Annotated in this window: 16 protein-coding genes; 12 read left to right on the forward strand and 4 right to left on the reverse strand. The window is 64.9% G+C overall.

Features of this window, described 5'->3' with window-relative positions:
• Positions 1–170: 170 nt before the first annotated feature.
• From V1279_RS03195 to lpxK, 6 genes are all read left to right on the forward strand, one after another.
• Positions 171–1,577, forward strand: a complete 1,407-nt coding sequence (locus V1279_RS03195) for a TldD/PmbA family protein (protein ID WP_334432395.1) — start codon at positions 171–173, stop codon at positions 1,575–1,577.
• Positions 1,564–2,373 carry an inositol monophosphatase family protein gene (locus tag V1279_RS03200; protein ID WP_334432397.1) on the forward strand — a complete coding sequence of 270 codons (810 nt, stop codon included), beginning with the start codon at positions 1,564–1,566 and terminating at the stop codon, positions 2,371–2,373. Before V1279_RS03195 ends, V1279_RS03200 begins: the two co-directional genes overlap by 14 nt.
• A 93-nt stretch (positions 2,374–2,466) precedes the next feature.
• Positions 2,467–2,715: a DUF4170 domain-containing protein gene (locus tag V1279_RS03205; RefSeq protein WP_214487863.1), complete on the forward strand. Its 249-nt coding sequence runs from the start codon at positions 2,467–2,469 to the stop codon at positions 2,713–2,715.
• Entirely contained in the window at positions 2,712–3,425 is a 714-nt protein-coding gene (locus V1279_RS03210; protein ID WP_334432400.1) for a lysophospholipid acyltransferase family protein, read from the forward strand. Before V1279_RS03205 ends, V1279_RS03210 begins: the two co-directional genes overlap by 4 nt.
• Complete coding sequence (locus V1279_RS03215) at positions 3,388–4,722, forward strand: 3-deoxy-D-manno-octulosonic acid transferase (RefSeq protein WP_334446182.1); 1,335 nt, start codon at positions 3,388–3,390, stop codon at positions 4,720–4,722. The genes V1279_RS03210 and V1279_RS03215 overlap by 38 nt, the downstream gene beginning before the upstream one ends.
• Entirely contained in the window at positions 4,715–5,734 is a 1,020-nt protein-coding gene (lpxK, locus tag V1279_RS03220) for a tetraacyldisaccharide 4'-kinase (protein ID WP_334432402.1), read from the forward strand. Before V1279_RS03215 ends, lpxK begins: the two co-directional genes overlap by 8 nt.
• On the opposite strand, the gene V1279_RS03225 is transcribed toward lpxK, so the two are convergent.
• Entirely contained in the window at positions 5,731–5,958 is a 228-nt protein-coding gene (locus V1279_RS03225) for a DUF2093 domain-containing protein (RefSeq protein WP_108520004.1), read from the reverse strand. The genes lpxK and V1279_RS03225 overlap by 4 nt on opposite strands.
• A 188-nt stretch (positions 5,959–6,146) precedes the next feature.
• On the opposite strand from V1279_RS03225, the gene V1279_RS03230 reads away from it, so the two are divergent.
• Positions 6,147–6,980, forward strand: a complete 834-nt coding sequence (locus V1279_RS03230; RefSeq protein ID WP_334432404.1) for a dienelactone hydrolase family protein — start codon at positions 6,147–6,149, stop codon at positions 6,978–6,980.
• On the opposite strand, the gene xseA is transcribed toward V1279_RS03230, so the two are convergent.
• On the reverse strand, positions 6,977–8,599 hold the full coding sequence (xseA, locus tag V1279_RS03235) for an exodeoxyribonuclease VII large subunit (RefSeq protein ID WP_334432406.1): 1,623 nt from the start codon (positions 8,597–8,599) through the stop codon (positions 6,977–6,979). The genes V1279_RS03230 and xseA overlap by 4 nt on opposite strands.
• A 136-nt stretch (positions 8,600–8,735) precedes the next feature.
• Between xseA and V1279_RS03240 the strand changes: the two genes are divergently transcribed.
• From V1279_RS03240 to purD, 4 genes are all read left to right on the forward strand, one after another.
• Positions 8,736–9,746 carry an alpha/beta fold hydrolase gene (locus tag V1279_RS03240; protein WP_334432408.1) on the forward strand — a complete coding sequence of 337 codons (1,011 nt, stop codon included), beginning with the start codon at positions 8,736–8,738 and terminating at the stop codon, positions 9,744–9,746.
• 25 nt (positions 9,747–9,771) lie between these two features.
• A complete protein-coding gene (locus V1279_RS03245) occupies positions 9,772–10,323 on the forward strand; it encodes a hypothetical protein (protein WP_334432410.1) in 552 nt (183 codons plus the stop codon).
• Between the two features lie 4 nt (positions 10,324–10,327).
• Positions 10,328–10,633, forward strand: coding sequence for a winged helix-turn-helix domain-containing protein (locus tag V1279_RS03250; RefSeq protein ID WP_334432412.1), 306 nt, complete (start codon positions 10,328–10,330; stop codon positions 10,631–10,633).
• 95 nt (positions 10,634–10,728) lie between these two features.
• Positions 10,729–12,012, forward strand: coding sequence for a phosphoribosylamine--glycine ligase (gene purD / locus V1279_RS03255; protein ID WP_334432414.1), 1,284 nt, complete (start codon positions 10,729–10,731; stop codon positions 12,010–12,012).
• A 94-nt stretch (positions 12,013–12,106) separates the two neighbouring features.
• Here the strand turns inward: purD and V1279_RS03260 are convergent, their stop codons facing one another.
• Complete coding sequence (locus tag V1279_RS03260) at positions 12,107–12,400, reverse strand: GYD domain-containing protein (RefSeq protein WP_334432416.1); 294 nt, start codon at positions 12,398–12,400, stop codon at positions 12,107–12,109.
• Between the two features lie 104 nt (positions 12,401–12,504).
• Complete coding sequence (locus V1279_RS03265; RefSeq protein WP_334432418.1) at positions 12,505–12,894, reverse strand: VOC family protein; 390 nt, start codon at positions 12,892–12,894, stop codon at positions 12,505–12,507.
• 100 nt (positions 12,895–12,994) lie between these two features.
• On the opposite strand from V1279_RS03265, the gene V1279_RS03270 reads away from it, so the two are divergent.
• Positions 12,995–13,213, forward strand: a complete 219-nt coding sequence (locus V1279_RS03270; protein ID WP_334432420.1) for a hypothetical protein — start codon at positions 12,995–12,997, stop codon at positions 13,211–13,213.
• The last annotated feature ends 14 nt before the right edge of the window (positions 13,214–13,227 follow it).

Here is a 13,227-nt window from a genome sequence, read left to right on the forward strand (position 1 = left end):
CCCGCATGATTGACAAGACCTTGGCACGCATGATTGACGAGACCTTGCGCAAATGCCGAAATTGTTTGGCATTTGGTGTCGCAAAATGCTTGAAATCCCTGTGAATCAGGCACATCTGAGAGCCTTGCGGATTTGCGTTCCCGCCCTCTTAAATGTCAGGGATTTCGTTTGTGAACTCTTCACCATCCAGCACGTCACAGCTTTCCCAGAAGGCCTCCGACGCGACCTCCGACCTGTTCGACCAATCGGCGCTCTCGACGCTGGCGCAGCGACTGGTCGAGGCCGCCAAGCGCGCCGGCGCGGATGCTGCCGACGCTGTCGCGGTGCGCGGCGTTTCGCAAGGGGTCGAGGTCCGCGACGGCCGGGTCGAGGAATCCGAGCGCTCCGAAGGCGACGACGTCGGATTGCGTGTATTGGTCGGACAACGCCAGGCCGTGGTTTCGACCAACGATATTTCCGGCGATGGCGTCGCCAAACTCGCCGAGCGCGCGGTTGCGATGGCCCGCGTCGCGCCCGATGACAAATATGTCGGCCTCGCCGATCCCTCGCTGCTGGCGCGCGAGTTCGCCGATCTCGATCTGCTCGACCGCAATGTTCCGACCACAAGCGAACTGGAGCGCCGCGCCTGCGAAGCGGAAGCCGCAGCTCTAGCGGTCAAGGGCGTGACCAAGTCGAGCGGCGCGTCCGCGTCGAGCGGCATCGGCGGCATGGTGCTGGTGACCTCGACCGGCTTCCACGGCTCATATCTGCGCTCCAGCCAAGGCATCTCGGTGACCGCGATCTCGGGCGAAGGCACCAGCATGGAGCGCGATTACGATTTCACTTCGGCCCCGCATGCGTCCGACCTCGATTCGCCCGAAAGCGTCGGCCGCAGGGCAGGGGAGCGTACCGTGGCGCGGTCCAATCCGCGCAAGGTCGAAACCTGCAAGGTGCCGGTCGTGTACGATCCCCGGGTGTCGGCTTCGCTGGTTGGCCATCTCGTCGGCGCCATCAACGGCGCCTCGATCGCGCGCAAGACGAGCTTTTTGAAAGACCGGATGGGCGAGCAACTGTTCGCGAAGAATATCCGCATCATCGACGATCCCTTGCGGGTGCGCGGCCTGCGGTCGCAGACCTTCGACGCCGAGGGCGTAAGCGTGAAGAAGATCGCGCTGATCGACGAGGGGGTGTTGACCACGTGGCTGCTCGATTGCGCAACCGCGCGCGAACTCGGGCTGGTTACGACCGGGCATGCCCATCGTGGCGTCTCGTCCTCGCCGTCGCCGGGATCGTATAATCTGCATCTCGAGCCCGGCGAGATGACGCCGAAGCAACTGATCTCCGACATCAAGCAGGGGTTTTACGTTACCGACCTGATCGGCTCCGGTGTCAACGGCGTGACCGGCGATTACAGCCGCGGCGCCTCCGGCTTCTGGATCGAGAACGGCGAGATCACTTACCCCGTCAGCGAGGTGACGATCGCGGGCCATCTGCTGGCGATGTTCAAATCGCTGGTTCCGGCCAACGACCTGGAATTCCGCTACGGCGTCAACGCGCCGACGCTGCGCATCGAGGGCCTGACGCTTGGCGGACGCTGATATCGCCGACAGGATCTGGGCGCGCGACGCCGCGCTGTTGCGGGACACCGTGCGCGAAGCCGGCGCGCTGGCCTTGTCGCTGTTTCGCACCGAGCTGAAGAACTGGACCAAGGGCGCCTCGTCGCCGGTCTCCGAGGCCGACATCGCCGTCAACGACCTTGTCGAGCGGCGGCTGCGCGCGGCGACGCCGGATTATGGCTGGCTGTCGGAAGAGAGCGTCGACGATGATTCCCGTCTCGGCAAGGAACTGGTCTGGATCGTCGACCCGATCGACGGCACCCGCGGCTATCTCGCCGGCCGTGAAGACTGGTGCGTGAGCGTGGCGCTAGTTGCGGGCGCTACGCCGGTGCTGGCGGCGGTGTTCGCTCCCGCCAGCGACGAATTCTTCGTCGCGATCCGTGGCGAGGGCACCACGCGCAACGAAAGGCCGGTGCGTGCGGCTGCTGGCACGGAACTCGATTTTTCCCGCATGGCTGGACCAAAACCGCTGGTGCAGCGGCTGAGTTCGTCACCGGATGAGATTACGCTGCATCCGCGGATCGGATCGCTGGCGCTTCGGCTGTGCCGGGTCGCTGACGGCAGCCTCGATGCCGCTTTTGCAGGCGGTCAGAGCCGCGACTGGGATCTTGCCGCAGCGAATTTGATCGTGCAGGAAGCGAATGGTAGAATGACCGCACTCTCGGGGGATGCGATTGAGTATAATCGCCGGGAGGTGGTGCACGGGGTGCTGGTGGCGGCGGGACAGGATCGACATGCGCGGATTGTCGAGCATTTCCGAAATCGTCCGCTGCCCTGAATCGGTCTAAATCCGTGCCACAAATCATCCCGTCTACGCCGCGATATACGTTGTCGCTGTTGCTTGCCGGGCACCTCGTTAGGAAAGACCATCATGCCAGATAGTGCCCCGCAGCAATTGCTTCACCTCGTCATCGGCGGCGAGTTGACCGATCTCGAACACATCACGTTCAAGGACCTCGACCAGGTCGACATCGTCGGCGTGTATCCCAATTACGCATCCGCACACGCGGCCTGGAAGGCGAAGGCGCAGCAGACCGTTGACAATGCCCACATGCGCTACTTCGTGGTTCACCTCCACCGGCTGCTCGATCCAGGTCAAGACACGAAGTCCTCCAGTTGAAACGATTCCTTCGCGATTTGCTGCGCAGCAGCTGGGTTCAGCGCGCGCTGGGTGTGCTTGCGGCCGAATATCTGCGGCTGGTCTGGCTGACCAACCGCTTCAGCTATGATCCGGCCAACGTTTACGACATCGTCGAGCCGGAGATGCCGGCGATCTTCGCATTCTGGCACGGCCAGCATTTCATGACGCCGTTCATCAAGACCAGGGAGAGCCATCGCGCCAAGGTGCTGATCTCGCGGCATCGCGACGGCGAGTTCAACGCCATCGCCGCCGAGCGGCTCGGCATCGGCACGATCAGAGGCTCCGGCGATCACGGCGGCGCCTTTCACCGCAAGGGCGGCGTCGGCGCCTTCAGGGAAATGCTGCAGGCGCTGGAAGATAAGTGGAACGTCGCTACCACCGCCGACGTGCCGAAGCGCGCGCGAGTCGTGGGGCTTGGAATCATCATGCTGGCGCGGGAGTCGGGCCGGCCGATCATGCCGTTTGCGATGGTGACCTCCAGGTTCATCCGGTTGAAGAACTGGGACTCTACCACCATCAATTTGCCATTCGGGCGCGGTGCCGTGGTAGGCATTGAACATGTATACGTGCCGCCGGACGCCGATGCCGAGACTATGGAAAAGTTGCGTATTCAGGTAGAATCTTATCTGAACGAAGCGACCCGTCGTGCCTATGCCGCCGTCGGGCGTCCGGAGGCCGCTCTTGGCTAGTTCGCTGCCGATGACGTTGCGCGTCTACCGGAAACTGTCGTCCGTGATCGTGCCGCTGTCGCCTGCGTTGATCAGCCGGCGGTTAAAGCTCGGCAAGGAAGACCCGGCGCGGGTCGGCGAGCGCCGCGGTCTGAGCGCCGATATCCGGCCCACCGGGCCGCTGGTGTGGATTCACGGCGCCAGCGTCGGCGAGGTGCTGGCGGCGGCGGCGCTGATCGAGCGGCTGCGGGCGCTCGACCTGCGTGTCCTCGTGACCTCCGGCACGGTGACCTCGGCTGCGATCGTCGCCAAGCGGTTCCCCGCTGACGTCATCCATCAATATGTGCCCTACGACTCGCCACGCTACGTCACGCGGTTTCTCGATCACTGGCGGCCCTCGCTGGCGCTGTTCATCGAATCGGACCTGTGGCCGAACCTGATCCTGTCGAGCGCCGCGCGGCGGCTGCCGATGGTGCTGATCAACGGCCGGATGTCGCAGCGCTCGTTTCCGCGCTGGCGCCGGGTCGCAGGGACGATCTCGGCACTGCTCGGCAAGTTTGACATCTGCCTGGCGCAATCGCAGACCGATGCGGATCGTTTTACCGCGCTGGGCAGCCGCAACGTCATCGTCACGGGAAATCTCAAGCTCGACGTTCCTGCGCCGCCAGCCGACGGCAACAAACTGGATATGTTGATGTCGATGACGCGCGGCCGCCCGGTGGTGGTCGCAGCCTCCACGCATCCCGGCGAAGAGGAAATCCTCACGGAAACCCACCGGACGCTCGCCCGCTATTTTCCAAAGCTGTTGACCGTGATTGTGCCGCGGCATCCCGATCGCGGCGAGGCCATCGCGCGCATGATCGCAGCTTCCGGCCTCAATCCGACCCTGCGCTCGCATGAGGACTTACCCACCGCTACGACCGACATCTATGTCGCCGACACCATGGGCGAACTGGGGTTGTTCTACCGGCTGGCGCCGATCGTGTTCATGGGCGGATCGCTGGTCGAGCATGGCGGGCAGAATCCGATCGAGGCGATCAAGCTCGGTGCCTCGATTGTCCACGGCCCCCACGTGTTCAATTTCACCGATGTGTATGAGGCGCTCGATTCCGCCGGCGGCGCGCGGCGGGCTGATACGCAGGAAGCGCTGGTCAAGCAGCTCGGGCAGATGCTCGCCGATCCCAAGGCGCGCGAAGCCGTGCTGGCTGCGTCCGAGCGCGTGGTCGGGCAGCTCGGCGGCGCGCTGGAGCGCACGCTCTTCGCGCTCGAGCCGTATTTGCTGCAACTGCGGATCGAGATGGGAGCGGCCAATGCGTGAGCCGGGCTTCTGGCACGGCCCGTCTTCGCTCAACTCGCATCTATTGAAACCGCTCGCCGCACTCTATGGCGCCGTTGCCGCAAAGCGCCTGCAGCGCAAGGGACTGAACGCCGGCATTCCGGTGCTCTGCGTCGGCAACTATAACGTCGGTGGCGCCGGCAAGACGCCGACCGTGCTGGCGCTGGCGAAGCTGCTGCGCGAGCTCGGCGAGACGCCGGTCGTGCTCAGCCGCGGCTATGGCGGCGAATTGCGCGGCCCGGTCAGGGTCGATCCTGTCAGGCACGCGGCTTCCGATGTCGGCGACGAGCCGTTGATGCTGGCAGGCCATTTGCCGGTCGTGGTGTCGCGCAAGCGCGCGGACGGCGTGCCGCTGGCGCTGTCGCGGGGCGCCACCGTGATCCTGATGGACGACGGCTTCCAGAGCCCGGCGATTGTCAAGGACGCTTCCCTGATCGTGATCGATAGCGAGCGCGGAATAGGCAACGGGCAGGTATTTCCCGCCGGCCCCCTGCGTGCGCCGTTGCGGCCGCAACTGGCGCGCACCGACGCGCTGATCGTCGTCGGCAACGGCAGTGCTGCCGAGCAGGTCGCGGCCGAGATCGTGGCGCAGGGCAAGCCGGTGTTATCAGCGCATCTGAAGCCGGATGAGGCGCAGGTCGCACAGCTTCGGGGCAAGCGCGTGCTGGCGTTTGCCGGCATCGGCGATCCCACCCGATTCTTCAACACGCTGCGCGCCAGCGGCATCGAAGTGGCCGGGCAGCGCGCCTTCGCCGATCATCATGCTTATTCGCAGGCCGAGATCGAAAGCCTGATCGCCGAGGCGAGAGGCGAGGCGCTGACGCTGGTGACGACGGAAAAGGATCTGGCGCGGCTGTGGTATGGCGGGACCTTGCCGGAATGGGCAAAGCAGATCGTACCGTTCGGCGTGGCGCTCGAATTCGATGACAAGGGATTGCTGCGGAAGTTCATATCGGCGCGCCTGTTCAAGGCGCGCGAGAGGCCGGCTGACTAGCCCTGCGTCTTCAGCGCGCCGGGAAAGTGCCGCTGCAGCACGGCGGTCGGAACCGAATAGGCCTCCTGCAGGTCGACGCTCCAGTACTTCAATTCGTCGAGCGGGATCCGCACGTCGGTGATGGCGCAGCGCACATAGGTACCGGGCGAGATCACGCGGAAATCGCCGTCCAGATATTGCACCTGCGCTTCGCCATGGCCCGAGGGTCCGAATTTATTGAGCACCGTCAAACTCTCCGATGGACCGGCCCGCGCGGGCTGGCCTTAAGTGTATTTTCCAAGATTTCATCTATCATAAATAGGTCGTACTGTCCGCCCCGGAAACTGACCTACTTGTGATGATTTTGTGCCGACCTGCATGATAGCGTGAATTTCACTGTGCCCGCAGCGTCATACCGATCCGACCGAGACCGATGCGCCTGTTGTCAGCAACGCTATTCCTGACGCTCCTTACTGCGGCCTGCACGGCCGGTGCCGCGCCGTTGCCGGCCCCGCGCCAGGTCGATATCCCGGCAAGGGGTCTGACCCTGCATGCCCAGCTCTACAAGCCGGATGGTGACGGCCCGTTTTCCACCGTGATCGCGCTGCATGGCTGCGGCGGATTGAGCGGGCAGTCGGAGCCCGTGCTGCCGCGCTACCGCGACTGGGCGGAACAGCTGTTGAAGGCGGGCCATGCGGTGCTGCTGCCGGACAGTTACGGTTCGCGGGAGCTCGGCCCGCAATGCCGCGTCAATGAGCGCCGTGTGCTCGCCCGCCGCGAGCGGGTGGCCGATGTCAATGCATCGCGGCAATGGTTGCTGCAGCAACCCTGGGCCGCGCGTGACCGGATCAGCCTGATGGGATGGGCGAACGGCGCCAGCGCGGTGCTGTGGGCGGTGCGTCCGCAATCGTCAGCGCGCGGTATCGGGCCGGATTTTCGCTCGGCGATCGCATTCTATCCGGATTGCCGGATCTCGTCCGGCCTCGGCTGGAGCACGCGCATGCCGACGCTGCTGCTGATCGGCGCGCAGGACGACGTCAGTTCGCCGTCCGCCTGTCGCCAGATTGTGGATGACGCCCGCGGCCGCAGCGCGCTGGTGCAGATCGTGATCTATCCCGGCGCATCCCACGATTTCGACCGCGCCAACCTGCCGCTGCGGGCGATCGCAGGCTCCGATGCCGCGTTGCCCGAACGCGGTCATATCGGCACGGATGCGGACGCGCGCAGGGACGCGCAACGGCGCGTTGCGGAGTGGCTGGCGCGCTAGAACAGACTTCCCTGATCAACCGGCTTGGCCACGCGCTTCGGCGCCGCCGGCTTCGCCTCGTGCGGCGTCGCCTTCGGCGTACTCGCGGCGGGAGCCGTGGTCTGGGGCCGATCCGCATCCGCGGTGGCGCCGACGCGGCCATCGGCGAATTCGATCGACAGATGCGCGCTCGGTCCGATCGCGGCGGCGGCATGCACCGCGTGCCCCTGCGCGTCGCGCACCAGGGCAAAGCCGCGCGCGAGCACGCCGCGGTAGGACAGCGCCGACAACAATTGACCGCTATGGGCGACACGCGCGTCGAGACGCTGCAGGGCGGTCTCGAGCGCGCGGCGGGCGCGCTCCGCCAGCCGTTGCGCGCGCTCGCGGTCACGCGCTATGGCATTGCGCTGCGCCTGGGCGTTGGAGAGTTTTGAGGCCTTCAGCCTGACCTCCAGCCCGGCAAAGCGGTCCTGCCGGTTGCGCAGCAGCGCGCGGGCGGACAGCCTGATGCGTTCGCCCGACACCGTGAGGCGGTGATTGGCTTGCGCGACCTGCCCGCGCAAAACCTTCAGCGTCAGGCCGGCGCTCAGATGCGAAAAGCGGCGGTGATGGGCGTGGGTATTGGCCTTCAATCCGCGGGGCAGGGCGGCGCCGAGATGATCCAGCCGCTGCCGCGGGATCGCGAGCAGCTCGCTTAAACCCGGCAGCGCCCGGGCGGCGGCGCGCAATTCATTGCGGCGGCTCTCCTGCCCGCGCTGCCAGCACACTATCGTGCGCCGCGCCAGGCTTTCGACCTCGACGAACAATTCGCTACGGACAGGAACCGCCATTTCGGCCGCGGCCGTAGGCGTCGGGGCGCGCTTGTCGGCGGCGAAATCGATCAGCGTGATATCGGTCTCGTGGCCGACGGCCGAAATCAGCGGGATCGTGCTCTCGGCGGCGGCGCGAACCACGATCTCCTCGTTGAACGACCACAAATCCTCCAGCGAGCCGCCGCCGCGCGCGACGATCAGCAGATCCGGCCGCGGAATCTTTCCCGCTTCGGGCAGCGCATTGAAGCCGCGGATGGCGGCGGCCACCTGTTCGGCCGAGCCTTCGCCCTGGACCTTGACCGGCCACACCAGCACGCGGCGGGGAAAACGGTCCTGCAGCCGATGCAGGATGTCGCGGATTACGGCGCCGGTCGGCGAGGTGACGACCCCGATCACCTCCGGTAGCCATGGCAGCAATTGCTTGCGCGCCTCGTCGAACAGGCCTTCGGCCGCGAGCTTCCGCTTGCGCTCCTCCATCAGCGCCATCAGCGCGCCGATCCCGGCGGGCTCGAGCGCTTCGATGACGATCTGGTATTTCGACGACCCGGGATAGGTCGTGAGCTTGCCGGTGGCGATGACCTCGAGCCCCTCCTGCGGCTTGAACCGCATCCGGGCGTGGGCGAATTTCCAGATCACCGCCTCGATCTTGGCGCTCTCGTCCTTCAGCGCGAAATAGCAATGGCCCGAGGAGTGCGGCCCGCGGAAGCCGGAGATCTCGCCGCGGACGCGCACGTGCCCGTAGGCGTCCTCCACCGTCCGCTTCAGCGCGGAGGATAGCTCGGAGACGGTGAATTCGGGCGCGTTGATCAGGTTTTCGGCAGCTGGCATCGGCAACTGATTCGGGCGTTGGAGGCGTTGCCGCAACGTAGGGATTTTTAACCATCCCCGCCAATCCGGCTCTTGTGGAACTCACATTCTCTGTAGTACAGAGTTCTCTGCACTTCATTCTGGCGAGGCGTGATCGATGTTCAAATTCCTGATTCGCGGCTCCGTGAGCCTCCTGAAATGGGTCCTGTGCGGCGTCGGCGTGCTGGCGCTGATGGTGCTGGCCCTGCTGGCAACGCCGCTGCAGCCGCTGCCGGAACTGCAAGCGATCTCGCGGACGCGAGCCACCGTCGATCTTTCCAGCCTGCCTGCGATTGAGCGGCTCCAGGCCCGCGACGGCACATGGCTCGGCTTCCGCCATTATGGCGCGGGCGGCGCGCCGACGGGGCGCGTGGCGATCGTGATTCATGGCTCCTCCGGTTCCAGCGGTGGCACCATCCATGCGCTGTCGCAGGCGCTGGCTGGGCACGGCGTGGAAACCTTTGCGGTCGACATGCGCGGCCACGGCACGTCAGGCACGCGCGGCGATATCGGCTATGTCGGCCAGCTCGAGGACGACCTCGCCGATTTCGTCGCGGTCTTGCGCAACACCGTGCCGTCAGCGCCGCTGACCTTGGTCGGCCATTCGTCCGGCGGCGGCTTTGCGCTGCGCGTGGCCGGCTCGCCGATCCAGAACCTGTTCGAGCGCTTCGTGCTGCTCGCGCCCTATCTCGGCTACGACGCTCCCTCCACCCGGCCGGGCTCCGGCGGCTGGGCCAGCGCCGATATCCCGCGCATCCTCGGCCTGCTGGCGCTGCGCAAGCTCGGGATCACCTGCTGTGAGGCGCTGCCGGTGCTGGCGCTCGCGGTGCCACCGAACTCCGAGAAGACGCTGGTGTCGACCTATACCGACCGGTTGATGCGCAACTTTGCGGTGCGGGGCGATTTCCGCCACGATCTCGCCGCCGCGACAAAACCGCTCACGATCATCTCCGGCGCCGACGACGAAGTGATGTTTTCGGACAAATACGCCGAAGCCGTGCGTAGCGCGAAGGTCGCGGTCGACGTCAGGGTGCTCGACGGCATCAACCACATGGGTATCGTCGCTGCGCCGAAGGCGGTATCCATCGTCGCCGAGGATGTTGCCACGCGCGCCATGGCGGGGTCATAGCGGCGCCGGGGCAGGGATGGGCAACATGATCGACAGCCGCGAGGCCTCCGAGGCGCTCGCCGAAATCAACGAGATGACGCGCCGCGTCCGGCAATCGCGGATCTACAATCTCGCCAGCCTGATGCTGATCATGTGGGGCGCGCTGGTATTTGCCGGCTATCTCGGCTCGTTTCTGCTGCCGCGCCAGGCCGGCTATTTCTGGGCCGCGCTGAACGTCGCGGGCGTCGCGGGATCGTTTGCGATCAGCGCCTTCGGATATCGCAAGACTGGCATTCGCACCTTCGATTTCAGGATGCTGATCGCGTTCGTGCTGTTCTTCGCCTTCGGGTTCCTCTGCACGAGCGTGCTCGGCCACTTCACGCCGCGCCAGATGGGCACGTTCTGGCCAATTTATTTCATGCTGCTCTACATCATCGCCGGACTCTGGTTCGGCCACGCCTTTGTCGTGATCGGTCTTTGCATCAGCGCACTGGCGCTGGTCGGATACTTCCTGGTCGGCGACTGGTTCGACCTGTGGATGGCCTTTGTCGATGGCGGCGGGCTGATGCTCGGCGGCTGGTGGATGCGCCGGAGCTAGCGCCATGGCCGAGATCGACGATATCATCCATCAACCGCTGCGCTTGCGGATCATGGCGGGGCTGAACGCGCTGCCGGCGGGCACCGGGCTGGAATTCTCAAAACTGAAGCAACTCACCGGCGCCACCGACGGCAATCTTGGCGCCCATATCGAGACGCTGGCCAGGGCCGGTTATGTCGTGGTGGAAAAGGCCTTTGTCGGCAAGAAACCACAGACCACGGTAACCGCGACCGCGGCCGGCCGCGGCGCCTTCGCCCGCCATGTCGCCACGCTGCAGGAGATCATCGCCGGGTCAGGGAGGAAAGTGTAGCGAAACTCCTCTGCACAAGCGCGATGCTCCCCTTGCGGGGGCAGGGAGTTTTATGCGACCGACTTGGCCTTGAACTCCCGTATCTGGCCACATTCATGAACATTCTCCTGCTCGGTTCCGGTGGCCGCGAACACGCTCTCGCATGGAAGATCGCGGCTTCCCCGTTGCTCACCAAGCTGTGGTGCGCGCCCGGCAACGCCGGCATCGCGCGCGAGGCCGAATGCGTCGCGTTGGACATTACCGACCACGCCGCGGTGATCGATTTCTGCCAACGTAACGCTGTGGATTTCGTCGTAGTCGGCCCGGAAACGCCACTGGCGGCCGGGATCGTCGACGATCTCGCGGCGGCCGGCATCAAGGCGTTTGGCCCGAGCAAGCAGGCCGCCCAGCTCGAGGGATCCAAGGGCTTCACCAAGGCGCTCTGCACCGAATTCAACATTCCAACCGGCGCCTACGGCCGCTTCACGACGGCTGACGACGCGCTGGCTTACGTGCGCGCGCAGGGCGCGCCGATCGTGGTCAAGGCTGATGGCCTGGCCGCCGGCAAGGGCGTTGTCGTCGCGAAAACGCTTGATGAAGCCGAGGCGGCCATCGCCATGATGTTCGACGGCGCGTTCGGTGCGGCGGGTGCGGAAGTCGTGATCGAGGAATATCTCGAAGGCCGCGAGATCAGCTTCTTCGCGCTGTGCGACGGCGAAACCGCGATCCCGCTTGCCTCGGCGCAGGACCACAAGCGCGTGTTCGATCACGACGAGGGGCCGAACACCGGCGGCATGGGCGCCTATTCGCCGACGCCGTTCGTGACGGCTGAAATTCACGACCAGATCATGGCGCGGATCATCCTGCCGACCGTAGCTGGCATGAAGCAGCGCGACATGCCGTTTCGCGGCGTGCTCTATGCCGGCGTGATGCTGACGGAGCAGGGGCCAAAGCTTTTCGAATACAATGTCCGCTTCGGCGATCCCGAGTGCCAGGTGCTGATGCTGCGGATGATGTCCGACATCGTGCCGGCGTTTCTGGCGGCTTGTGACGGAGAACTGAAGCATTTCGACCTGCGTTGGTATCCAGAGCCTGCGCTGACCGTGGTGATGGCAGCGAAGGGTTATCCCGGCGACTACAAGAAGGGCACGCGCATCGACGGCCTCGATGACGCCGCCAAGATCGAAGGCGTCGAAATCTTCCATGCGGGCACGGCGGCGAAGGACGGCGCCATCCTCGCCAATGGCGGCCGCGTGCTGAATGTCTGCGCCATGGGCAAGAGCGTGCTGGAAGCCCAACAGCGTGCCTATCAGGCCGTCGATCGCATCAAATGGCCTGATGGTTTCTGCCGCCGTGACATCGCCTGGCAGGCGGTAGAGCTGGAGAAGGCGACGGGCTGACGCAAAGTCGGCAAGCGGGATCAGCCCCCGCGACAGCAAATGCGAGTTGCAGCGTCGGCTTCGCTGCAGGCTGCCTGCCGAGCGGACGCGGTCGTCAAAGCATGCTGCCGACGGCCTTCGTCATCTCAGTTGCGGAAAAGGCCCGCAACGATTCGGTACGAACATTGCCGAGCGCGCCGAGGCTCAGCGTGAGCGACAGGACGGATAACTCATCTGGCGCATCGACGATGGTCACAATGTCATATCGCCCCTGTGTCCAGAGTATCTCCTTCACTGTCACTCCGAACGTCTTCGCCATTGCCTTGAAGGCGTCCGCGCGCTTCGGCGACTCCTTGGCGTTGCGGATTCCCTGCTCCGTGAAATTCGCCAGCACGACGTAAGCTACCATGGCCGTCCTCCCGGTTAGCACCCTGCACAACGGGATGAGGCCGAGCTTGCCACAGCACCTGCGGCACTGCCACCGGCGGAATCGGAAAGGTCAGCGGGCGTGACTTATCCTGCCGTGTCGGCGAGGGGAGCTATGCCCGTAGGCCGCAAAGGCCGCGCGAAGCTGAGCTCGTGCCCATCGGGGTCGGTGAGATGAAAGTAGCGTTCCCCCCATTCGGCATCGCGGGGCGCGGTCGTAGGCTGGCACCCCGCCGCCAGCGCACGGTCGTAAAATGCATTGACGTCGGCGACGTAGAAAATGACGCGCCCCCACCAGGACCAGCGCCGTTGATCAGGCTGGGCAATCAGGTTGAGATAGCCGGTCCCTGCCCGAAAGCTGGTAAACGAAGACACTTCGCCGCCGCACGAGATGTCAAACCCCAGTGAGCGGTAGAACTGGACGGCGCGTTGCATGTCGTGAGTGCCAAGTGTGATCGCGCTGATCCCTTCGATCATGATGGCGCCTCCGGGTGATGAGATTGGCTGAACGATTAGGTGGGGGTCGCATCAGCGACATTCCACTGCTACCGTGACAACGGCCGTGATATATTGGGATATGGCAGATGGTCAGGTCGTACTGGTGACAACTCAGCCATTGGAAGGCGGTCCGCCTATCCGCTCGGTCTATTTTGTGGCCGAACAGGATCCGGAGAAGGCGACAGCCATTATTGCGGCTGTCATGGCTCCGAATGAGAAGGTTGAAGCGTGGGGCCGGCTTCCGGAGGCGGCGGTCAAGGCGCTCGGCCTGAAACATAGCGACTTCACGCACGGCTAACCGGCATCAAATCG

It is taken from the genome of Bradyrhizobium sp. AZCC 1610, assembly GCF_036924515.1.
GTDB lineage: Bacteria > Pseudomonadota > Alphaproteobacteria > Rhizobiales > Xanthobacteraceae > Bradyrhizobium.